At 35.1% G+C, this 22,484-nt stretch carries 17 protein-coding genes and 3 pseudogenes; 4 read left to right on the top strand and 16 right to left on the bottom strand.

All coding sequences use genetic code 11. The features are described from left to right. Nucleotides 1–27 precede the first annotated feature (27 nt). The 5 genes from DJ93_RS13885 to DJ93_RS13865 all read right to left on the bottom strand — a co-directional run bounded on the left by DJ93_RS13885 (nt 28) and on the right by DJ93_RS13865 (nt 6,960). The gene (locus DJ93_RS13885; RefSeq protein WP_042981420.1) at nt 28–1,587 is read right to left on the bottom strand and encodes an LPXTG cell wall anchor domain-containing protein; all 1,560 of its coding nucleotides are present in this window, start codon (nt 1,585–1,587) and stop codon (nt 28–30) included. Nucleotides 1,588–1,769: 182 nt separating this feature from the next. Beyond that, the gene (locus tag DJ93_RS13880; RefSeq protein WP_117287909.1) at nt 1,770–3,026 is read right to left on the bottom strand and encodes a multidrug effflux MFS transporter; all 1,257 of its coding nucleotides are present in this window, start codon (nt 3,024–3,026) and stop codon (nt 1,770–1,772) included. Between the two features lie 123 nt (nt 3,027–3,149). Further along, on the bottom strand, nt 3,150–4,868 hold the full coding sequence (locus tag DJ93_RS13875) for a DUF3981 domain-containing protein (RefSeq protein WP_042981418.1): 1,719 nt from the start codon (nt 4,866–4,868) through the stop codon (nt 3,150–3,152). Nucleotides 4,869–4,975: 107 nt separating this feature from the next. Then, entirely contained in the window at nt 4,976–5,527 is a 552-nt protein-coding gene (locus tag DJ93_RS13870; protein WP_042981417.1) for an MFS transporter, read from the bottom strand. After that, the gene (locus tag DJ93_RS13865) at nt 5,524–6,960 is read right to left on the bottom strand and encodes an FAD-binding oxidoreductase (protein ID WP_042981416.1); all 1,437 of its coding nucleotides are present in this window, start codon (nt 6,958–6,960) and stop codon (nt 5,524–5,526) included. Before DJ93_RS13865 ends, DJ93_RS13870 begins: the two co-directional genes overlap by 4 nt. A 302-nt stretch (nt 6,961–7,262) precedes the next feature. Between DJ93_RS13865 and DJ93_RS30535 the strand changes: the two genes are divergently transcribed. After that, the gene (locus DJ93_RS30535; RefSeq protein ID WP_080743675.1) at nt 7,263–7,370 is read left to right on the top strand and encodes a zinc-binding dehydrogenase; all 108 of its coding nucleotides are present in this window, start codon (nt 7,263–7,265) and stop codon (nt 7,368–7,370) included. Between the two features lie 117 nt (nt 7,371–7,487). Here DJ93_RS30535 and DJ93_RS13860 read toward each other — a convergent pair whose 3' ends face one another. Next, nucleotides 7,488–8,261 (bottom strand): SDR family oxidoreductase, encoded by a 774-nt coding sequence (locus DJ93_RS13860; protein ID WP_042981414.1) that lies wholly within the window; start codon nt 8,259–8,261, stop codon nt 7,488–7,490. 625 nt (nt 8,262–8,886) lie between these two features. On the opposite strand from DJ93_RS13860, the gene DJ93_RS13855 reads away from it, so the two are divergent. The 3 genes from DJ93_RS13855 (at nt 8,887) to DJ93_RS13845 (ending at nt 11,712) form a co-directional block, all read left to right on the top strand. Beyond that, a complete protein-coding gene (locus DJ93_RS13855; RefSeq protein WP_042981413.1) occupies nt 8,887–10,158 on the top strand; it encodes a DUF5068 domain-containing protein in 1,272 nt (423 codons plus the stop codon). 151 nt (nt 10,159–10,309) lie between these two features. Further along, nucleotides 10,310–10,801, top strand: coding sequence for an RNA polymerase sigma factor (locus DJ93_RS13850; RefSeq protein ID WP_042981412.1), 492 nt, complete (start codon nt 10,310–10,312; stop codon nt 10,799–10,801). Continuing rightward, complete coding sequence (locus DJ93_RS13845; RefSeq protein WP_042981410.1) at nt 10,801–11,712, top strand: sigma factor regulator N-terminal domain-containing protein; 912 nt, start codon at nt 10,801–10,803, stop codon at nt 11,710–11,712. Before DJ93_RS13850 ends, DJ93_RS13845 begins: the two co-directional genes overlap by 1 nt. Nucleotides 11,713–11,763: 51 nt before the next feature. On the opposite strand, the gene DJ93_RS13840 is transcribed toward DJ93_RS13845, so the two are convergent. From DJ93_RS13840 to cdaA, 10 genes and pseudogenes are all read right to left on the bottom strand, one after another. After that, a complete protein-coding gene (locus tag DJ93_RS13840; RefSeq protein WP_042981408.1) occupies nt 11,764–11,976 on the bottom strand; it encodes a DUF6366 family protein in 213 nt (70 codons plus the stop codon). Between the two features lie 296 nt (nt 11,977–12,272). Next, complete coding sequence (locus DJ93_RS13835; RefSeq protein ID WP_042981407.1) at nt 12,273–12,839, bottom strand: DUF4256 domain-containing protein; 567 nt, start codon at nt 12,837–12,839, stop codon at nt 12,273–12,275. 648 nt (nt 12,840–13,487) lie between these two features. Further along, the gene (locus DJ93_RS13830; RefSeq protein ID WP_042981405.1) at nt 13,488–15,461 is read right to left on the bottom strand and encodes a S9 family peptidase; all 1,974 of its coding nucleotides are present in this window, start codon (nt 15,459–15,461) and stop codon (nt 13,488–13,490) included. Nucleotides 15,462–15,482: 21 nt separating this feature from the next. Beyond that, a pseudogene (locus DJ93_RS34625) lies at nt 15,483–15,995 on the bottom strand (Tn7-like element transposition protein TnsE); the annotation flags it as partial. Between the two features lie 152 nt (nt 15,996–16,147). Then, nucleotides 16,148–16,312: pseudogene (locus tag DJ93_RS13815) on the bottom strand (heteromeric transposase endonuclease subunit TnsA); the annotation flags it as partial. Nucleotides 16,313–16,423: 111 nt separating this feature from the next. Next, the gene (glmS, locus tag DJ93_RS13810) at nt 16,424–18,226 is read right to left on the bottom strand and encodes a glutamine--fructose-6-phosphate transaminase (isomerizing) (protein ID WP_042981403.1); all 1,803 of its coding nucleotides are present in this window, start codon (nt 18,224–18,226) and stop codon (nt 16,424–16,426) included. A gap of 12 nt (nt 18,227–18,238) precedes the next feature. Continuing rightward, nucleotides 18,239–18,423, bottom strand: a pseudogene (locus DJ93_RS33715) (hypothetical protein). A 287-nt stretch (nt 18,424–18,710) separates the two neighbouring features. Then, the gene (glmM, locus tag DJ93_RS13805; RefSeq protein ID WP_042981402.1) at nt 18,711–20,057 is read right to left on the bottom strand and encodes a phosphoglucosamine mutase; all 1,347 of its coding nucleotides are present in this window, start codon (nt 20,055–20,057) and stop codon (nt 18,711–18,713) included. Continuing rightward, on the bottom strand, nt 20,050–21,528 hold the full coding sequence (locus tag DJ93_RS13800) for a CdaR family protein (RefSeq protein WP_042981399.1): 1,479 nt from the start codon (nt 21,526–21,528) through the stop codon (nt 20,050–20,052). The genes glmM and DJ93_RS13800 overlap by 8 nt, the downstream gene beginning before the upstream one ends. Next, nucleotides 21,521–22,348, bottom strand: coding sequence for a diadenylate cyclase CdaA (gene cdaA / locus DJ93_RS13795; RefSeq protein WP_042981397.1), 828 nt, complete (start codon nt 22,346–22,348; stop codon nt 21,521–21,523). The genes DJ93_RS13800 and cdaA overlap by 8 nt, the downstream gene beginning before the upstream one ends. Nucleotides 22,349–22,484 lie beyond the last annotated feature (136 nt).

Genomic DNA, 22,484 nt, shown 5'->3' with positions numbered 1-22,484 from the left:
AAATTTACTATGTATCTTTACCGCTTCTTATTTATTCACATTCATACGACTGCGCTTATATACGAGAGCACCCCCAGCAAGCATGACAACACCCATTAATGTAAGTAAATTATCATTTTGTGAAGCACCTGTTTTTGGTAGTGACACTTTATCATTCACTTTTACCGGTGTTGTAGTTACTTTTGTTGGTGTAATTTGATTCGGTTTATCAATTACTTGATTTGAATCTGGTCCTTTTGTATTAGGTGTATTGTTTCCAGTTCCTTTTCCATCACCATTATTATTTCCTACTGTATTTTTATCATCTTGTTTTTTACAATCTTTATTTTCTACTTTCTCAATTGCTACTTGTTGTTTTACAGTTTGATCTCCACGTTTTGCAGTAAACGTAACTTTTAAATCTTTTAAATCTTTAGCTGTTTCACCAACAATTTGGAAGTACAATGCAGACCCTTCTCCCGCTTCCATTGCTTTAACTGGAATAGTTGCTGTATTTCCGTTCCATTTAATATCTAAATTCATTGCACCTTCATGAAGCCCTTCTTGTAAAGAAGCGTCTTTTAAATAATCAGGAATTTCTGCTTGCTTATAATGATCAGGAATTGTCAATTTAATATCTTTTGGAACATCAATTTCCACATCAAATCCTTTTAAATCTTCAATCGTTAAATTTTGAGTTGTTAATAAAAAGTCTAATGTAAATTCATTTTCCTTTAAATTCGGTACGCAAGTTGTGGCCTTCACTTTCCCTTCAAAACGTATATCTTTATTCATTTCTGAGAAATCAATATTTGCACTCCCTTTCATTTTACCAAGGGGATCATATTCATCTTTATCAATTAAATATAATTCAATATCTTTACTTATTTTTTCACTCGCTACATTTCCAATTACAGGAATCTTAATATTTTTTGTAATTGCTTTATTTGGTTCCATATCTGGCAACTGAATCTTAATAATTTTAGATCCATCCTCAAGGATCATTCCTTCATCTTCTTTAAAATCTCCATCCAATCCTTTTGGTATAGTCACACCGAGATAAAGATTATTGGCTTTATGCGTCACTTTGCTTGTTACAGTTGCTGTTATATCTAATACATAATGATTTTTCTTCGGGTCCCATTTTGCTTTTCCTACTACATTTCCACTAAAATTAGATACATCTATTTTCTCTTCTTTATTTACAGGAGGTGGTGTTAAAGGTTTATTGGTAGCTTGTTCTAGTGGTGCTACAGGTGTTGTATTTTTTTGTTCTACATTTTCTTTCTTCTGATCTTGTTTATTTTCTTTTACTGGTTCCAGTTTCTTTTCTGCATTAGGTTTTGCTTCTTGTGCTTCTTTCTTTTCTTCTGGTTTTATAGTCTTCTCTATTTCTTTAGAAACTTCTTTATTTCCTTGATTCTGGTCTTTCTTTTGTTCTGCTTCGTTTAATTTCGCGTCCTTATTATCACTTTGCGTTACAGTTTCCTTGTCTACTTTTTCCACGTTCACTTGCTTCACATTATTACCTTCAGGTGCGGCTAACGCTGCAACAGGAGATAAAGCTAAAAGTGATACAAGAGTTACTGCACTTACTTTTTTAAGCATAAAAATATTCCTCCCCTAGTATTTATACCATCCTATAGATTTTATAGACTATAAGACTATAAGACAGGCCCAACATCCATTATAAGGAAAAAATAATTAAAAACAATAAAATCGCAGAATAATTAGATTTATAAGTTTATACAAGAAAGAGCTATGATAATATCTCATAGCTCTTTCTTGTACTACATTTCTATATTTGATTTTTTTTGCAGCCCAAACTGCTTTTCACTTCGCTTTGCCATAAACAGATAGCATAACACTGCTCCCACTTCACAAAACGCAATAACAATCCCCATAGGCAATGCTGTATTGCTTCCACCAATACCTACTAAAGGTGCAACAAGTGCTCCTGAGATAAACTGTAATAAACCCAGTAAAGCTGATGCTGTTCCAGCAGCTTGTTTTTGATTTCTCATCGCTAATGAGAATCCAGTTGTTGATACAACCCCTACACTTGAAACAACAAGGAATAACGAACATAAAACACCAATTAATCCTATCCCTAATACAATCGTAAGTAGCAAAGATAGACCTCCAACAGCCGCAATAGCGATACCGGAAACAAATAATGTCTTCTCACTAACTTTCCCTGCTAAACGGCCAGTAACTTGGCTAGCAATGATAATACCTATACCGTTAATCGCAAAGAATAAGCTAAACTCTTGCGGTGATGCACCATATATATTTTGCAAAACAAATGGTGAGCCTGAAATATAAGCGAACATCGCTGCAGATACTAAACCTTGAGATAAGGCATACCCCATAAACAGACGATCTTTCAGCAACTTTCCGTATGTCGCTAACGTTCCTGATAAACCACCTGTTTCTCTTTCTTCAGGAGGTAATGTTTCACGTAATACAAAAGTAGCTGACACTAACATACATACACTTATCGCTCCAAGAACGATAAAGACTCCTCGCCACGATGTAAACTGCAACAATTGTCCTCCAATAATCGGTGCTAAAATAGGTGCTGCACCGTTTACTAGCATAAGTAGCGAGAAAAACTTCGTCATTTCAGAACCTGAATACATATCTCGTACCATTGCACGTGATATAACAATACCAGCTGAGCCTGAAGCGCCTTGTAAGAAACGTAAAAGAACTAAACTCCAAATAGATGGCGCAACGGCACAAAGTAAAGAAGATGCAACATAAATAATAAGAGCGATAATAAGAGGTTTACGCCTTCCATAAATATCACTAATTGAACCGACAAATAATTGTCCCACTGAAAGCCCAAGCAGACATGCTGTTAAAGTAAGCTGCGCAAGAGAAGCACCAGTTTGTAAATCATCCGTTAATTTCGGTAAAGAAGGCAAATACATATCAATGGATAATGGCCCAATTGCCGTAAGTGTCCCTAATACAAGAACCATCCATAACCTGTTTGTTTTTACAGGTTTATATACTTCGTGATTAACTTCATTCACTTTCATCGTTCACCCTTTCATTCATTAATACAAATCGTAACAATTATAGTTACAACATAGATATACGTCAAGTATATCCAACTTTCCTGTTTAATGTCATTAAAAAAAAGCGATAGAATCTCTATCGCTTTACTTTTTCAAGTTACCATTTATAAATTTAGATACAGAAGACATCGTTTCCCCTGTGTCTAAATACGTGATTTGAATTGGGTCTCCTACTTCTGTAAACATTGCATATGGGAATTTTTTCACAGGTATCATAAATACTTTTTGTTCATTTTCTAACAGCACGTACACAATCGTATTTTCACCTGATTTTTCTTTATATACACGTTGTACAGTACCTTCTTTTTGTGCCTCTTTCCCATTTGAAGTTGGCCTGAATGAATCTCCACTTCCCGTTAGCACGTTTTTATAGTTCTCAAGTGCTTCTTTTTGCGTCGAACCTGTCGCAAACATTTTTGCATTAGAAGCATAAATAACTGTATGGGCACGTACTAAGCCTCCATCATCAATAACAGGTACAATCCAAGATGGTTTACCATATACATTATAAATAACTGGCATTGTTCCGTGCCACTTCTCTCTTTTAAAGGAATTATCCACTACTTCTGTAGCAGCCGAACCATCCATAATTCCTTTTACTTCTTTTCCGTTATAGTAATACAACTTCCCTGTACGTGCATCCACTAATGAATAGCCTAAAGCAGAGTCCACACCTTCTTTCGGAGAGGTGAAATCTGTAAAATAATACAATCTTCCATCCTTACCGAAGATCGGTGTAACACCCTCTTTCGTTCCCCATTCAGTCGGGATTTTCATATCACTTTGTGAGAATTTCGTATTCCAAAATCCGTGAATATACTTTCCAAAATACGTATTTAATGTAGATGCTGTTTCATGATTTAGTACACCATCCACGAACTTAGGCGCTTTCTCTTTATCATATCGTTTCACATCACCTGTTTGTGCGTCCACGACAACAACACCTTGTACTTCAAATCCCGATCTTCCAGAAATAAATTCACCATATGTCATTGTATAATATGGTTTCCCTTTATCATCGACCTCAAATTTCGGCTTCCCTTTAAAAATTAAATTAGGTTCCGCTTTTCGAACAACTCGCTCTAATTTATTCCCGAAAAACATACTTGGCACATACTTCATTTTATATCCAAGATGTAATTTTGCTTCCGCATCCGGATTTGTACCTGACATCGTTACGTAACCTGGAATTGTCTCCGCTTTACGCGCTTTAAAAAATCCAGATACTTCAATTGGAGCTACATATAAGGCTTCCCCATTTACCATTTGTGGTGTTAATTCTCCTAGCTCAAAATAAGCTACTTTTGGAATGTCACCAAACACTTTCTTCATCTTATTTTCTGCTGTTTTCGGAGGAACTGTAAACGGTTGATCATTCTCAGTAAATGTTTCCGAAATATCTTTTTCTACCTTAACAACAGAATCATATTTCTTTTGCGAGATTACTATATCATGTAAATAACCAAAATAGCCGTAACTTGCAAGCAAAACAAGCATCAATGCTCCTTTTAGCATGCCTTCTAATTTTCCAATCTTATTTTGTGAAAATAAAACGAGCCCAATTAAAATTGCTACTGCGACAGAATAATGAGTAAGAATTGAATCTATCCGATCATCAATTAACCAAAAGTATTCATAGATCGCAACGCCAATCCAAAATAAAAATGGAATAACTAAAATAGATAATTTCTTGCGCTTTACAATTTTCTCAGTTCCTTCTTTATCCAACGTACGAAGTCCTGTCCCACTCCTTGTCCACGGAATAAAAAACAACGTGAGAATAGCTAAAATTAAAAATTTCATCAAAGGCAATGTCCCCTTTTCTTGTGTCTTCCCTTTCAGTATAACAAATAAGGGGTAATAAGGTAAAAATGGGAATAAAAATACTTTTATAATAAAAAACACCCTTACTACAAGGGTATTTTTGTTTGCTTACTATTCCTGCTTAATACAATACCACTAACGACATACAAAACTGAAGAGATATAGAAAATTGTACCAATTGTAAAGAAATCTACTAAATAACCTGTTGCGATAATAGCTATCCCGCCACCAACAGATGTCCACACGTGGTACTTTCCAATTTCATACCCCGCTTCCTTACTTATCACTTTTCGTGCTAATGATGTCTTCTCTGTATTACGCTGCACAGCACCTAAAATCCCCATAATAATTTGGAGAATATATACATGCCAAACTTCTGTTGCAATCGGAAAACAAAGCATCAATATAGCCATAGACCAAGCATATACAATTAATAATTTTCTGTCCCCAATTCGGTCCGAGATTTTCCCAACTAGCGGATATACTAACGCTGATGTTAAGGCGAATAAGCCATATGCCCAACCAAACTGAGAGAAGCTATCTCCAACATTTCGAAGCAATAGTATATAAAAAGGAAATACCATGCTACCAGCCATCATGATCATACTTTGTGAGGCTACAAATCTTCTATATGTCATTTGCTATACTCCTTATAAAACAAATTCACAAATCTTTCTTGTGGTTCCATTTCCTTTTTCTTTTGAAGAAATTCTTCTATACGAGGATATGCCATTTTCAGCTGACTTTTCGTCGGATAAGAATAATACGGTAAATAATAACTTCCACCATACTTTAAAGTAGCATCAATCATTTTCTGGATTATCGCTCTTGTTTTCTTTATTTCACTTTCAGAACGTCCTTGATTAATTAAAAAGACTAATGCAAACATATCATCTTTTACATAAGATAAAACTGCATTTTCATTCTTCTCTACGTAACGGATCGTAATGTTGAGAAGGTTCAATTCTTCTTCTTTTAATACATTCCGTAAATCATCTATATAATCTGCAAAACGATCAATTGGCACAAAATACTCTTGTAGAACTTCCGTCCGATTTGGATTCTCATATTCCATAAAAGCACTATCAGATCTCATTACGTTATTTCGTGTTTCAAACTTTCCATCTGTACGTTCAAAATAATCTCTTTGTATATTCCAAAAAGTATCCTTTGCCCAATCACTGTAACGTGATAATCCAAGGAAGAACTTTGGTAAAGCTATAATAGTTTCTTCTTTTAATTCGCTGTACTCTTCCCGCTTATTTTGGTTTTCTGCTAATACATAATCTGTCACATACATTTCTTTTAAAAATGAATGTGGAGCTACAGAAATACGCGCTAAATGCATGCGAACATTCTCATCTTTTTTCACCTTCTCTTTAAAATACGAGGCATATTCTTTATAATCTAGCATTTTCGTATGCGTTTCATATAATTCGTCATCCGTTAACTTCAACGTCACATCTAAAATCACGCCGAATAACCCGTAACCACCGATTACATATGGAAATAAATCAGCATTTTCTTCTCTACTTACATTTCGCACTGTACCATCTGCCATTAATAATCTGAATGACTCTACTGTATCAATTAATGCTTCATGACGAATGTCACGCCCATGTACATTTACACTTAACGAACCACCCACTGTAAAAATATTTTGAGACTGCATCACTTGAACTGCAAGACCATATGGATTTACTTTCTTTTGAATATCATTCCACATCACACCAGTTTGGACACGAATCCTCTTCTTCTCTGGATCAAACTCTAATATTTTATTATATCCCTTCATATCTAACACCGTACCGTTTGGATAATACGTCTGCCCACCTTGGCTATGCTGCATACCTGCGATTGAAATTTTCTCACCTGAAACATTTGCCTCTTTCACTAATCTTTTTAACACCTGCTCATCTTCCACATCTTCAACACGTTTAATCTTTGTTGGAAGTAACTTACCTACATCGCTCATAACAGGATGATCCAGTTTCCCTTTATATGTATGTATAGATGCAGCTAAGAAAACAGTATACGCCACAATGACAACTACTATCTTTCTTTTTCTCAAATGACACTCTCCTTGTTCTAATTTCTAATCTACGAATCTCTATTTTTAGTGAATGTATCCTTTTCAAATTCTACCCTGCAATACATTTTAAACTATCCTAACTACTAGCTTTTCCTCGTTTACAGATTTCTTATAAATAACCATATGTAAAGAACTAAAGCCTTCATAACACAATTATAAACTGGGAAATTTCGATACGAAAAGCATGTTTTAAAAACCAATTCAATATTATGAAATGAAAATGACTACATTAAGTGGGCTGTTATGAAGGCAATTATTTGCACAAAATACGTCCTGAAGATATGGTTTTACTGAAAGAACTGACTGAATCAGGAAAAATAAGGCCAGTTATAGATAGGTGTTATCCACTAGAGCAAGTCTCAGAGGCTCATGTTTATGTAGAAACATGACGTAAGAAAGGGAATGTTGGGATAATTGTGGAGCATACAAATCAAAGGTAATAAAGCTTTAAGATGCTTTTCACATTACTAAAAACCCCTTTAGACATATCTAAAGGGGTCAACAATTTATCTCTTAAATCCACCTTCTGAATGAATAACTTGTCCTGTAATCCAGCCTGCTTCTTCACTCACTAAAAACTTAATAAGCCTTGCTGCATCCTCTGGCTCACCTATTCTTCCAAAAGGAAACATCGATTTTAATTCTCTTTTTATTTCTTCTGTCATCCATCCCGTATTAGTTGGACCTGGATTTATCGCATTAACTGTTATTCCTAAATGAGCTACTTCCGCTGACAATGTGATCGTAAGAGCATCAATTGCTCCCTTTGTTGTTGCATATGCTAATTCTCCAGCCATAGGCCCTTGAAACTGACCTGAAGTAATATTAACGATTCTACCACCAGATTTCTTATTAAACCCTTGAGCAAACTCACTACTTAATAACGTCGTTGCACGAATGTTTACCATATAATGCTTATCTAACTCTTCTGTAGTCAAATTAGAAAAATCATTATTCTTAGAGTATGCTGCGTTATTAATTAATATATCAGGGTAACCCAGTTGTTCAGTAACTTTATTTATAAGCTGTTCCGGTGCATCATCCCGAGTTAAATCTAACTCCATACTTGATACTTTAACACCGTTTTTTATTAGCTCTTCTTTTAGTTTTACTTGTTCATTTTGATCAACACCCCCAGGCATCTCTTTATCATATTCCGTCCAATACGTAAAAAATATATCGTATCCGGCTTCAGCTAACTCTTTACAAATCGCTGCTCCAATACCACCTAGACGACTTACACCTGTAACAACTGCTATTTTTCCTTTTAATTGATTCATAAAATATTCCTCCAAATAAAGGACGCATACTTTATATAAGAGATATAAATTTTCCCACTAAAAAAGACAGATACACAAATAGGCATCTATCCTTACAGAAGGGATGTACAAGTCAAATATGCGTTCCTTGAATGATTTATAAATAGTTAAATAAACCCTCACTAATGAGAGAAAAATTCATCTATCCAATTTCTAATCATTACAAGTTCATCCACATATCGAGTCTTTATCCCCTTTCAATATATCTCTATTTTTTATTTTAACAATGAATATAAAATATTACAAAAATAACACAGTGATTCACGACCTAATTCCTTTATATATCTACAACAAAAAAATCAAAGAAAAAAGGAGACGGAGTTTTATAGAAAAACGTAAAAGTTGTAACTTCTACTCAAATTGAACATACAGTTTGATGCAATTAAAGCCATCTTTATACTATTTCACAAATTTTGTTTTTCGACAGACAGGTTTATCCACTTGGATAGCGAAAAAATTAGAAAAGTCTGGTAAGTACTAACAATTTTTTCTATAATGTAATGTGGGATTGATGGGAAGGAGACATAATAAATTATTTGATTATGCAGATTTAAATTTTAGTAGAGAGAAAACAGGGGGAAAAAGAATGTCAAAAAAAATAATTACTTTATTTTCTACCATGATGGTTGCAGCCTTTATGATAACTGGCTGCGGTCAAAGTGAAAAAACAAATACAGATCATAAAGAGAATACGCCAAAAGAAAATAAGGTAGAAAAAACAAATACCACAAAAGAAAAACAATCTGAAGATAAAAATACTAAAAATACGGCAGCTAACTCCAACGATTATTCCAAGCTTATTTCCTATATGGAAAAAGAAACAGGTGGTAAAACAAAAGTTCTTTTTGAAAATAAAGAATCGCAAGTCTACAAAGCAGAGGATGTTTCAGTATCACTTAATAGTTATACATTAGTTGAATTAAATGGCTTCCATACAGACTTTAACATTCCTTTTAATAATCAAACAGACGGTGGAGTTATTCTTGCAAATTATAGTGTAAAGAATAATTCAACTAAAGATATTTACTATATGCCAGCATTGGACATGTCATTTACTGGTGCTCAGAAAGTATATAGTAACTATAGAGATTTAATTCCAAAAGAAGATCAACTACCAACTAAGCTTGCTCCAACGAATGATTATTTAGTAAAAGCCGGAGAAACCATTTCTGGTTATATCGCTTATCCATTTGGAAAAGATGATTTAGCGAAAATTTCAAGTCTCTCAACAGTCTCAGTCAAAGTCCCAACTGCACAAGCTAATAAAGGGAAATTTGATGCCCCAATCGGAAGCCCTGGAAGCTTTTCATTAAGTTTAAACAAACAAGGCGCTGAAAAGGTTGCAACAGATAAAACTTTGTACCAAGATAAAGCTACCGCTAATAACATGGGCGATAAGAAAATGTTAAAAGAGAAATCAAGTATTAATAACAGCCAAGAATTAGGTGCTGTTAATGTTACATTAGATGGATACCAATTTACTCAATTCACACCAAATTCCGTCGAAGCTCCACGCTTTGCAAATTTCAAAAATGGTATTGTTCTATTGACTGTAAAATTCAAGCTTGATAACAAAGATGCTCAAGACGTTGCATTATCTCCTATAAGCTCTACATTAAGAGTTAATGATGGTACACAATATACGCTTAGCGAAGGTATGCTATTAAATTACGACTATAATGCGTCCGTTAAAACCGGAACATCTGGAGAGTTACTGCAAGTATATATATTAGATCAAGAGCAGTATGAAAAGATTTGGAAAGACAAAAGCTTTGAGATTGAGTTAGGACCTATGAGAAATAAAGAGGCAAAAGATATTTCACAAGGGAAAAAAGTGAAATTCACATTACCTAAATAGATCACTAAATATATAATAGAAAGGCGTATAACATATGACTGTTATACGCCTTTTCTATTGGTATGAAAAACAAGTCTTAACACAAAACCTTTATTTAAGTGTATACATTTATCATTACCTATTCGTTGTATAAGTGTAAGGAGGAAAAATGATGGGAAAAGAAAATATATTGACCTCCTATCTTATCAATTTAGGAGAGGAAGTGTTCAAGCTATTACTAGCGAAAGGAGCTATAAAAGAAGATGCAGAAGACATCATCCAAAATACTTTCTATAAAGTATACACATTGCTAGATGATCTAACCGAGAGTAACATACGTCCATGGTTTTTTAGAGTCGCACTAAACGAATACATTGATTTAAAGAGAAAAAAAGAACAGCAAAATATCTACTTAACTGAAAAAATTTATTCAAAACTACAATATAAAGACCGTGAATTGGATGCCGTTTTAAATAAAGATGAGATTTTCTATTTATTAAAAGATATAAAACTAGAATACAAAGAAGCCTTCTTTTTAAAATATTATTACGATTTTACATACGAAGAAATCGCTCTAATACTAGATATTCAAGTAAACAGCGTCAAACAAAAGTTACATCGTGCACGTAAAGCAATTCACTCAAAAATAGGAGGAAAACCTTAATGGATACTTCTTTAAAAGATGCATTAAAAAAAGCAAAACGTAAACAATTACTCAAAATCATTATTACTTCTATTATCGTCGTAATAATACTTATCCCTATAATTTACAAGATTGGTAATTACTTCGCAGCGAAAAGTTCTACGAAACTTCACGAACGACTCTTTTTACATAACGCAATTGCAGAACCGAATGTGCAAATTGATTCTCAGGTAACGAGTAATTCTTCCATGTTTGGTGGTAACATTATATCAAATCGTTCCAAAAATATTAATGGTTATGTAGTCCCCTGGAATACATTAACAAGTTCCTATGGTTGGCTCCGTACCAACATTGATTCCAACGAATTAACGCCCGGCTTTTATTGGTCTGGTACAGAGTTTTATGAGTATGATAAACAAACGAAAAATAAAGTTGCAACATTTTATAATCCCGCCATTAAGGAATATTTTGATGGTGTTCAAAACGAATTAGGCGAAGTTTCACAAATGAACAACTATGTTGCGGAGGTTGCACTCTCATTCAATCAACCCTATACATTACAAGAAATTAAAGAAAAAATTCCAGATAACTTAAACATCGTATGGCTATATATGACCTCACCTATTACCGATGAAAGCAAAGGTCCTGCTGGCATGCCAGTTTACGGATTCAACCCAGGAAAGTCCTCTGAAGAAGCGTACAAAGAGTTCGTTGATTCACTTAAACAATACGATGACGTTGGACATGACGAAGACATTCAGAAGTTTTTAAAATCAAACAAAAACAAACCATTTGATCAAGTGAAAATTTTAGGTGTCATGCTAACAGGTAAAACAGAAAACTTTAAGCTATTAGAAAATCAAGAATTTATTCGCGGTGCTTCTGTAGGAGCTACTGCACAAGTTGTTCCTTATATAAAACCAGAGAAATAATAAGCGAGAGATCAAATATGCTTTGGTCTCTCTTTTTAAATCAACATTCATCTAATTAAAAATATAACTGTATATAATATATCCGACGACTAATAATAAAATTAATACCCCTGTACCTTTCCAACCCATTCCACCTGCTAAATCAACTAAACTACCTTTTTCAGATCGATTCAATCCATCTTGCAACGAACCTGTAGCATTATTTTTTAATTCTTTTTGCCTTAAGCGCTCTCTTGTTTTTTTTGGAGTTTCTTTCGAAGCCATATGGTCACCTCCAAAATGAGTTATGCATTTACTTCATTATACAAACCCACAGTTTATTTTATATTCTTCTTTTTTAATGTTCCAATTCCTCTAATGGTATCCTTAATTATAAGAAAAGAAGAGTAAAGATATTCCATAGTTTTGTCTTGACCTTTCAAATAAAAAAACACCCGTTCACTTATTTTCATAATAAGTAAACGAGTGTTAAACTTCCCTATTCAAACAAATTTATCGTTCGTTAACAATACATGTAACTTTAAAACTTCCCTCTAAGTAATCTGTCCGCAAATTCAAATTTAGACTCTTAGCGAACCACGAAAACTTCTGGCAGCATAGTAGGATTCTGCTCCATTGTGATACACGAAAACGTGTCCGAAGCGATAATCGCAAAAAAGGGCACCGCCGAGTTCTCTAATATCTGAAGGTGTTTGTACCCAACTCGATGTTTTCATGTCGAACTTTCCAAGTTTTTGCAACTCTCGATATTGTTCTTCCGTTAATAGTTCAATGCCCATGGCAGTTGCCACATCAATAGCGTTATTTTCTGGTTTATGTTTTTTTCTTGACTCTAGCCCTTCAAGGTCATAGCAAAGACTTCTGCGACCTTTAGGACTTTCCGCTGAACAATCATAAAAAATATATTCGTCCTTCTCTTTATCATGACCAACAACATCCGGTTCACCGCCGGTTATTTCCATCTCATTAAGCGACCACAATTTTTCAGTATTAGCATCCAGCTTTGCTTGGACTTTAGCCCATTCAAGACCTTCATGGCGGTTCATGTTTTTCTCAAAACGAGCTTTCAATGCTTTGAACAATTCTTCACGTTTTTCTACCGGTAACACATTTTTATTCTCTGTCATATTAGTCCTCCAAATTATGTTTACTTATAATCGTTTAAGTATATGTTTCATAAGAAATCGTCTCAATAATTATTTGAACGCAGTTTACAATGAATTATATAATTTATTAAATCTCCTTTTCAACAATCTGGCCCTTAAACGAAACAACTAATTTTCACTCAACAGTCCCTTAATCAATTCTTCAATTCCAGATGTTCTTTTTACTATAAAAAACACCCCCTTTAGATAAATATATCTAAAGGGGTGACTTTATTTTAAATTCATATAAATGTAGGTGTTAAAAAAAGTTTGATCATTTTGTTTAATATATCTCTTTTGTCCCGTAGATAAATCAGTTGTACTGAAGTATCCATTTCTTATATCTACTTTGCCTTCTAGGTCTAATTAATCTTTTACAAGAAGACAAGGTGGCAAATATGTAATTTTCCATATCTGAGCCACGTTTTTATCCTATTGCAGTTTTTACACGAATCGTTTCCGTACCCCTACTAAGGTACAGGGAGCTTAATGCCATAACGTCGCTATACAATTGTAAGTCAATGTAGTTGCTAGAGTATTATACAGTAGAATTTCACATGGAAATTATAGAGCTACAATCACAGGCTTAATAAGAAAAAAGCTTCCTTATGTATCCTACGAAGATATCCATTATAAAACCCTAAAATCTTTCATACTTTCTCCAAGAATATAGTGTGAAAACCACATCAAATTCTGCTTCATAATAGCCACATTAATTCCTGGCTGGTCAGAACTATATGCCATTCCTTTAAATATAATTAATTCTGTATCAACTTCCATATCCCTTAATCCTTGATATAGCTCATATGCATTTGAAATTGGAATTCTTGCATCTTTTTCGCCATGTTGGATTAAGGTGGGCGTACATGCTGATTTAATATACGTCATTGGTGATGTTTTAGTATATATCTCTGGGTCATTCCATGGATTATTTCCTAAATACATCCTAATAAAGTAAGGTATATCTGTATTTACATAATGGGTACTCCAATTAGTAATTCCACCTCCAACTGAAATAGCTTTAAACCTACTACTAAATGTGGAACAGAAAGCTGATATATATCCCCCGTTGCTCCATCCCATAACCCCTACTCTATCTTTATCTACAATCCCTTTGTCAACTAGTTTATCCACTCCAGATATAACATCATCGTAGTCAGCAATTCCCTGTTTTCTATAGTTTGCTTTTAAGAATTCATTACCATAACCAGAACTTCCCCTGTAGTTTGGCTCTAAAACTATAAAACCCTTTTCGATAAACTGTTCAATAGGATATTTCTCATTAAAACAGTCTGAAAATATCGGAAAGGATGCCCAAGCCGGACCACCATGGATTACCGCTAATAAGGGATATTTTTTATTTGCGTCAAACTCTACTGGGGTTGATAAAACACCCTCTATTTCAAGACCATCACTACTTTGCCATGAGATTATTTCCCTGTTACTTTTAAGCTTTCCTTTGAAAAAGCTATTTTCATTCGTTATTTTTTTATCGTCCAAATAGATTTCAAAGGTTTCATTTGTTTTAGCTTTATTATAGGATATATGATTTCCATCCCTCGTTATTGAAGCATCCATTATAAAGCCATCTACTTTTTCGCTTAACATTTCCACAGTGCCATCCTCGGATAGCAACCCAATAAGATAACTAGTTTTATTCTGCCATCTAATTAAAACTCCTTTAGCTGTCCACCGTAATGGAATAACCGTACTATCAAAATCTGTTAAAGGTTGAATTATCTCTCCATTATTAATATCATATATCTCTAATGTACTTTCTTGTATATGGGTCTTATAGTAATCCTTCTCCCTTATGCTTGCTGAGTAACATATTTTGCTGCCTTCAGGAGAAAAACAAACACTCCCTCCCAACAACTTATCTATATTCATCTTTTGTAGCTCTCCAGCTTTAATATCTAGTGTGTATAGATCTCCATTCATATAATCTCCCATATTTGAGCTTGGTGTAGCCATAAATACAGCCTTTTTCCCATCATTTGAAATATCAAATTCATGGATATGAAAATCCTTCCCATCAGTTAGTTGATAAACAACGCTATTTTCGTGTTCATACTTATCATTTTGTATCACTTTTTCTATTTCAATGTAATATAAACAATTATTCTGGTATTCCTTACCTATATGATGGAAATTCCCATATAGTTCCTTACGTTTCTTTATCACCTCAGATTCTTTTGACTGTGCAACATAATAAAAACCCTTTCCAGTAGACTCCCATTTAAATTTACTGATCCCTTCTTCCTCATCAGTAATTTGAATCCCACTATAACCATCTATTGACTTAACAAAGATCTGATTTTTCTTATTATCCCCGTCACCAACTGGGCTAAGGTATGCGATGTTCCTAGAATCTGGAGACCATAATGGGTATGTACTATCTATATCCCCAGTTGTTAATGGGTAACTCTGCCTCTTATCTTTTTCATATATCCATACATGATTTCTATATGTATTGTCTTTCCAGTTAGCTGTCTTCTTGACAAATGCAACGTTTTTGCCATCATCACTTATGCTTGTACCTGATAAGGTTGGTAATGAAATAATCTCTTCTATACTTAGATATGTTTTTTCATTCACTTTCATTAATAAACCCCCTCGTAATGTCTAGTAATCTAATTTGTTCAATAAAACCTCTGCCCTATGCTGAACCCCTTTAGAACTGTGTTTAGCTTTCACCACTGTAATACCTTGACCTTCAATGCTTTTCAATGACTTACTTGTCCAAGTTCCACTATCATTCACAAGATTTATAAGCAGTCGATCATAAATAGTTTTCCATTCACCAATTTCAAACGATGATAATATTAACATCGACAAAGAGCGATTCTCCCGTTCAATTTCAAACTTCTCTAACACACGTTCTTCTAATAGCTTATCTTTCATTTTGATAGTATGAGCGACTTCAAATACACCTTGTCCTTTATCAACTGTTAATAAAAAGTCCGTTATCATAACAATTGGATCGCCTGTTTTTGGATCAGCTGGGTGTTTAATCCCAAGCTCTTCAGCAATAACAATCGTCTCTTCTTGTGGTAATAAAGGAAATTGTTCACGAATATCTAAAATAATAACGGAAAATTCAGTTAAATAAAAGTAGTTCCGTTCCAAATCCGATAAAGTGAAACTTTAATCAGTGGGGGTTCTGTCCATCCCCCACTGATTATTAGTTGAACCAATCGGGCTTTTACGGGCAGTTGATCTCCCGCCTAACTTCCTAGCATTTGCTGACTTTTGAGGTGGGAGTCTTACTGCCCGTTAGTGCGGGATAAAAACTCATGTTTCCCGGCGGTCTTTATACCTTTTAATCTTGTTGACCGCCCTAATGAGGAAACATCTTGAATTTTAAGCCAAGGCTGATAATCTCCCCCACTGCCAGTTCCTCGCCCCTCTTTAATCCATTTATCGATTTTAGATGTTCTTTTTCTTTTCGACACAAAAACACCCCTTTAGATAAAAACATCCAAAGGGGTGAGGCTTCGCAACTTTCTTATAAACATCGCGACTTTATTTCAAAACCACAATAAACTAGTTACTCTACCAATCTCCTACTCAACAGTAACAGACTTAGCTAAGTTACGTGGCTTATCAACATCACACTCGCGGTGAAGTGCTGCGTAGTATGAGATAAGTTGTAATGGGATAACTGCTACTAGCGGTGCTAGTGCTTCGTGTACAGCTGGTAATACGAAGCTGTCGCCTTCCATTTCTAAGCCTTTCATTGAGATGATACATGGGTTAGCTCCACGTGCTACTACTTCCTTCACGTTACCGCGAATTCCAAGGTTTACGTGCTCTTGTGTAGCAAGTGCGATAACTGGTGTACCTTTTTCAATTAACGCGATTGTACCGTGTTTTAATTCTCCTCCAGCAAATCCTTCTGCTTGGATGTAAGAAATTTCTTTTAGTTTTAACGCACCTTCTAAACCTACGTAGAAGTCTACGCTACGTCCGATGAAGAAGCAGTTACGCGTTGTTGCTAAAAATTGTTTCGCTAGTGCGTCCATTTCTTCTTTTTGATCACAAAGTACTACCATTGCGTTTGCTACAAGTCCTAGTTCGTGAGTTAAATCGAAATCAAGAACTTCACCTTTTACTTTAGCAATGTCAGCTGCTAAGATTGAAAGCACTGCAAGCTGCGCTGTGTAAGCTTTCGTTGAAGCAACTGCGATTTCTGGTCCTGCGTATAAAGGAAGCGTATAATCAGCTTCACGAGAAAGCGTAGAACCTGGTACGTTTGTAATTGTTAATGCTTTATGACCCATTTCATTTGTTTGCACAAGTACTGCACGACTATCTGCTGTTTCACCACTTTGTGAAATGTAAATGAAGAAAGGCTTTTCTGTTAATAATGGCATGTTGTAAGAGAATTCACTTGCTACATGTACTTCAACTGGTACTTTCGCAAATTTTTCAATGAATTGCTTTCCAACAAGACCTGCATGATAACTTGTTCCACATGCAATGATATAAATACGATCGCTATCTAAAATTGCATTACGGATGTCTGCATCCAGCTCAATTTCGCCATTTTGATTTTGGTACTTTTGAATAATATTACGGATTACAAGTGGTTGCTCATCGATTTCTTTTAGCATGAAATGAGGATATGTTCCTTTTTCAATATCACTTGCATCTAATTCCGCTGTAAACGGTGCACGTTCAATCGTTTCACCTTGTAAGTTTTTAATTGTAATGCTTTCTTGTGTTACGATTACCATTTCTTTATCCATTAATTCGATAAATTGGTCTGTAACTTGTAACATCGCCATAGCGTCGCTTGCAACAACATTAAAGTTGTCACCAACACCTACTAATAGCGGGCTTTTGTTTTTAGCAACATAAATCATGTTTGGGTTTTCAGCATCAAGTAATCCTATCGCATAAGAACCATGTAAAAGAGATAACGTTTTACGGAATGCATCTTCCACACTTAGTCCAGTGCTTACTTGCTGTTCCATAAGCTGTACGATAACTTCTGTATCTGTTTCACTTACAAACGTCACATCTTGTAAATATTCTTTTTTCACTAATTCATAATTTTCAATTACACCATTATGAACAAGCGTAAAGCGTTTTGATGTACTTTGATGCGGATGCGCGTTTACTGTACTTGGAACACCATGTGTAGCCCAACGTGTATGACCGATTCCCACGCTTGCTGCCACATTTTCATCCACGATTTCACGAAGTTTTGCAATACGACCTTTTTCTTTGTAGACAACAATACCGTTATCAGTTTGTACTGCAATACCTGCCGAATCATATCCTCGGTATTCTAGCTTCTCTAAACCTTTTAATAAAATTTCCTTTGCATCTTGTTGTCCAATAAATCCTACGATTCCACACATGTTTAGTCGCCGCTACAAATGCTTACATTGCTCTGCGAACATGTAACGACATAGTCTGATACCATTATTTAAAAATAAAAAACGGATTACATATTGCTAGCCCTGTAAGTTTGTAACGACTTTCACCTTCCTCTCGATTCTGGTTTAAGTCCGTATATACTTATACAGCTAGTATTCATCCGTTCCTTTTCTCTCATCACGCTTTCACCTTTGTCCACTAAGTCACCTTAATGATTTAAGTAAAAGTTTGCGGTTGTGATGAACAACCGGGAGTCATCCGCCGAAATCTCGATAAAACTCCTCCTCGTCAACTACACAATTTGTAGTTCTGGCGCTTTTATAACTTACATATTTACTTTGAGAAAAAGAACAAGACCATCTTATAACAAACATTATAAACCGTCAATGAATTTTTTTTCATTGTCTATAAAACATATGAAAAAGGAGCACTCCTTGTGCTCCTTTTTTATATAAAATCAGCGAATTATTCAGCACCAACTTCAGCTTTAACAACCTCTACAATACGATGTACATATCCATCACAAAGCTCTTGTGTCGGTGCTTCTGCCATTACACGAATTAGTGGTTCTGTTCCAGAAGGACGAACAAGAATACGACCATCACTGTTCATTTCCTCTTCTACCACACGAATAATTTCTTTAATTTTTTCATTTTCTAATGCTAATTTCTTATCCGTTACACGGACGTTTACTAGTAATTGTGGGAACTTTGTCATTTCGCTTGCAAGTTCAGATAATGGCTTTTTCGTCATTTTCATGATGTTTACAAGCTGAAGTGCGCTTAACATTCCATCTCCAGTTGTAATGTAGTCAAGTAAGATAATATGACCAGATTGTTCTCCACCTAAGTTATAGCCACCACGTTTCATTTCTTCCATAACATAGCGATCTCCAACTGCTGTTTTATCACTTGTAATACCATTTGCTTCAAGCGCCTTATAGAAACCTAAGTTACTCATAACTGTTGAAACAACTGTATTATGTTTTAGTTGACCCGTTTCTTTCATGTACTTCGCACAAATGTACATAATTTGATCTCCATCAACGATGTTTCCTTTTTCGTCAACTGCAATTAAGCGGTCTCCATCGCCATCAAAAGCAAGTCCGATGTCAGCACCTTTTTCCTTCACTAATTCAGCTAAAACTTCTGGGTGCGTAGAACCAACACCATCGTTAATATTCATGCCATTTGGTGAAGTTCCCATCGTTGAAATATCAGCTTCTAAATCTGCAAATAAGTATGGTGCTAAAGAAGATGTAGCCCCATGTGCACAATCTAAAGCAATATGTAGCCCAGAGAAATCTTCTTCTACTGTTTGTTTAATGTATTGTAAGTATTTCTGTCCACCTTCGAAGTAGTCGCTCACCTGTCCAAGGTTTGTTCCAGTTGGTCGTGGTAATTCATCAACTTCTTTGTCTAATAAAGCTTCGATTTCTGCTTCTTGCTCATCAGTTAATTTAAATCCATCTGAACCGAAAAACTTAATTCCGTTATCTTGTACTGGATTATGAGATGCTGAAATCATAACACCTGCTTGTGCATCTAACGCTTTTGTTAAATACGCCACCCCAGGAGTTGAAATTACACCAAGACGCATTACCTCCGCTCCAGTTGATAATAGGCCGGCTACTAAAGCACCTTCTAACATATGTCCAGATATACGTGTATCACGACCGATAATTACTTTTGGACGATCTGTATCTTTTGTTAGTACATATCCTCCAAAACGTCCAATTTTAAATGCTAATTCAGGCGTTAATTCCTTATTTGCGACACCGCGTACTCCATCTGTACCAAAATATTTACCCATTACTATTCGCTCCTTTTTCTTGCTCTTTTTGTTTGTCTGCTGCAGTTTCTTGACCTTTATCTTGACCTTTATCTTGACCTTTATCTGTATCTTTGTTTTGTTCTTTTTCTTGTTCAGACTCTTTTTCTTGGTCCTTCGGTGGCTCAGATTCATTTTCTTTTTTATCTTGTGAATCCGGTTTCTCTATATTTCCTTGTACTTCTTTATCTGGTTGTTCTTTCTTCACAATAGTTACTCTAGCATTTTTTTGTTTTGGCTCTATTGTAATATTGCCTGGGCCACTCACTTGAATGGGAACATCGTGTGTACCAGCAGATATATTTTGTAGATTAATCGCCGCTGTTATTTGGGCGGCTGTTATTTTATCTACTATACTTGCTTCTCCTGAAATATCAACACTTATCTTTCCACCCTGTGGTGAAAGTAGCTGCATTGTAGTATCATTCGAAAGTCCATTTTTTTGAATTGTAATACCGTCAATTGTTTTACTTTTTGTCTGTTTTGACTTTTGCACACCAACTGAAATTTTTACTTGCCCTGGCTTTGCGCTTGTTACACCCCTTGGCAATAAAACAGAGGTATCGAATGTTGTAGACTCTGTCAACTGACTTAAATCTACTTCGACCCCCTCTATAGATTGTATATTATCCAAAACATCTTTCGGACCTGCTATGGTCACTTCATTTGGCTCAATACCGATGTTTGTAACTGCCAATCCGTCTGGTAAAGTGCCTTTTTTTACATATGTTAAAGGTACTGTTTTTTCAACATTATTGGCTGTAGCTTGTGTAACTACATTCACCGTTACATTTACTTTCGATGGACTCGTTGTTAAATTTAAACGTTTTCCTTCTCTATTGTACAATGTAACCTCTACTGCTTTTGTTACTGTTTTATTTACACCTTTTAAATCTATATATGCCTTGGCAGATCCAATACTCTCTATTTCTTCTTGTGTCCCAACTACTTCAACAATATTGGGCTTAATGCTGGATTTTTCAATAGTGGTACCCGCTGGCATTTGATCTTCATTTGATAATTTTATATCTACAGGAACGTTTTTCTTCGCCTTTTTATGAAGAGTAATTTTAATAGTTGAAGGTTGAACAGTTCCTTTCACATCATCCGGAAGTCCGTTCACCTTTAAGGAAACTTCATATGTTGGTTTTGAAAGCCCTCGTAAATCAACTGGTATATCAAATTGACGTTTTGCTTTCGTCGCAGCAACCGATGCTTTTGGCCCTTCCAATTTTACCTTTACCCTACTTGGAACACCACTTACAATATATTTTTCATCATCATACTTAAGGTTAATTGGATAATCAGTTAATGTTTCTTTTACATCACTTGAAAAGGGCATTATACTCGCTGTAGTATTTTTTTCAGTTAAAGTTGCTGACATAAAAAGCATACATGCCAAAAGTAATGAGATTCCTTTTAAAAACCAATGATTCTCCATTAGCTTATCCATGACGCTTCCTCCTCCAATTCCAGTTCCATAAAGACGAAGAAGTTGTTCTTTCATTTCTACTAAATTCTACTAACAGCATCTCTTTCAATTGTTCAGCTTTTAAATCACGATGTAACTCACCATTTTTTGTTAAAGAAATTTGTCCTGTTTCTTCCGATACAACAACTGTAATACTATCCGTTACTTCACTAACACCCATTGCAGCGCGGTGACGTGTTCCTAATTCTTTAGAAATGAATGGACTTTCTGATAACGGCAAATAGCAAGCTGCTGCTTTAATTGTACTTCCTTGCATAATAACTGCTCCATCATGAAGAGGTGTATTTGGAATAAAAATATTAATAAGTAATTCCGATGACACATTTGCATTCAACGGAATACCAGTTTCTACATAATCTCCCATACCAGTCTCTTTAGATAGCGTAATTAATGCACCAATTCTTCGTTTCCCCATATATTCCGTCGCCTTTGCTATAGATGTGGCAACAATTTCAGGTTCATCTTCTTCCTGAACTCCCCCACGTGAGAATAAACTACCTCGCCCCAACTGTTCAAGCGCTCTTCTCAATTCTGGCTGGAAGATAATGATAACTGCTAAAAATCCCCACGTTAATACTTGCTCGGTTAACCAATACAACGTACGTAACTCGAGGAAAATACTTATCATCCGGACAAGGATAATAACTGTAATCCCTTTCAAAAGTTGAACAGCTTTTGTGCCCCGGATTATAAGAATTAGCTTATATATAATAAACCACACAACTGCGATATCTAATGCCGTACTAAGATATTTCAAAATGGTTGTATCTCCAAAAGGCATGCTAACCCTTCCTCCTACTTACGAGCAATTTTATCCATATATTGAAATATTATTTTCATGCTCTATATGTATGTATTTACAACAACTAGTTAATTATACCATACATGAAATAAACGACAATTACAAACAACCCCTC

Source organism: Bacillus clarus (assembly GCF_000746925.1).
In the GTDB taxonomy this organism is placed as follows: Bacteria; Bacillota; Bacilli; order Bacillales; family Bacillaceae_G; genus Bacillus_A; species Bacillus_A clarus.
Note: the sequence above shows the minus strand (reverse complement) of the source record. Positions and strands in the feature narration are given on the sequence as shown.

Coding starts and splice junctions, on each gene's coding strand:
- DJ93_RS13885 (WP_042981420.1), bottom strand. CDS start 1,587: ATGCTTAAAAAAGTAAGTGCAGTAACTCTTGTATCACTTTTAGCTTTA.
- DJ93_RS13880 (WP_117287909.1), bottom strand. CDS start 3,026: ATGAAAGTGAATGAAGTTAATCACGAAGTATATAAACCTGTAAAAACA.
- DJ93_RS13875 (WP_042981418.1), bottom strand. CDS start 4,868: ATGAAATTTTTAATTTTAGCTATTCTCACGTTGTTTTTTATTCCGTGG.
- DJ93_RS13870 (WP_042981417.1), bottom strand. CDS start 5,527: ATGACATATAGAAGATTTGTAGCCTCACAAAGTATGATCATGATGGCT.
- DJ93_RS30535 (WP_080743675.1), top strand. CDS start 7,263: ATGGTTTTACTGAAAGAACTGACTGAATCAGGAAAAATAAGGCCAGTT.
- DJ93_RS13860 (WP_042981414.1), bottom strand. CDS start 8,261: ATGAATCAATTAAAAGGAAAAATAGCAGTTGTTACAGGTGTAAGTCGT.
- DJ93_RS13855 (WP_042981413.1), top strand. CDS start 8,887: ATGTCAAAAAAAATAATTACTTTATTTTCTACCATGATGGTTGCAGCC.
- DJ93_RS13850 (WP_042981412.1), top strand. CDS start 10,310: ATGGGAAAAGAAAATATATTGACCTCCTATCTTATCAATTTAGGAGAG.
- DJ93_RS13845 (WP_042981410.1), top strand. CDS start 10,801: ATGGATACTTCTTTAAAAGATGCATTAAAAAAAGCAAAACGTAAACAA.
- DJ93_RS13840 (WP_042981408.1), bottom strand. CDS start 11,976: ATGGCTTCGAAAGAAACTCCAAAAAAAACAAGAGAGCGCTTAAGGCAA.
- DJ93_RS13835 (WP_042981407.1), bottom strand. CDS start 12,839: ATGACAGAGAATAAAAATGTGTTACCGGTAGAAAAACGTGAAGAATTG.
- DJ93_RS13830 (WP_042981405.1), bottom strand. CDS start 15,461: ATGAAAGTGAATGAAAAAACATATCTAAGTATAGAAGAGATTATTTCA.
- glmS (WP_042981403.1), bottom strand. CDS start 18,226: ATGTGTGGAATCGTAGGATTTATTGGACAACAAGATGCAAAGGAAATT.
- glmM (WP_042981402.1), bottom strand. CDS start 20,057: ATGGGTAAATATTTTGGTACAGATGGAGTACGCGGTGTCGCAAATAAG.
- DJ93_RS13800 (WP_042981399.1), bottom strand. CDS start 21,528: ATGGATAAGCTAATGGAGAATCATTGGTTTTTAAAAGGAATCTCATTA.
- cdaA (WP_042981397.1), bottom strand. CDS start 22,348: ATGCCTTTTGGAGATACAACCATTTTGAAATATCTTAGTACGGCATTA.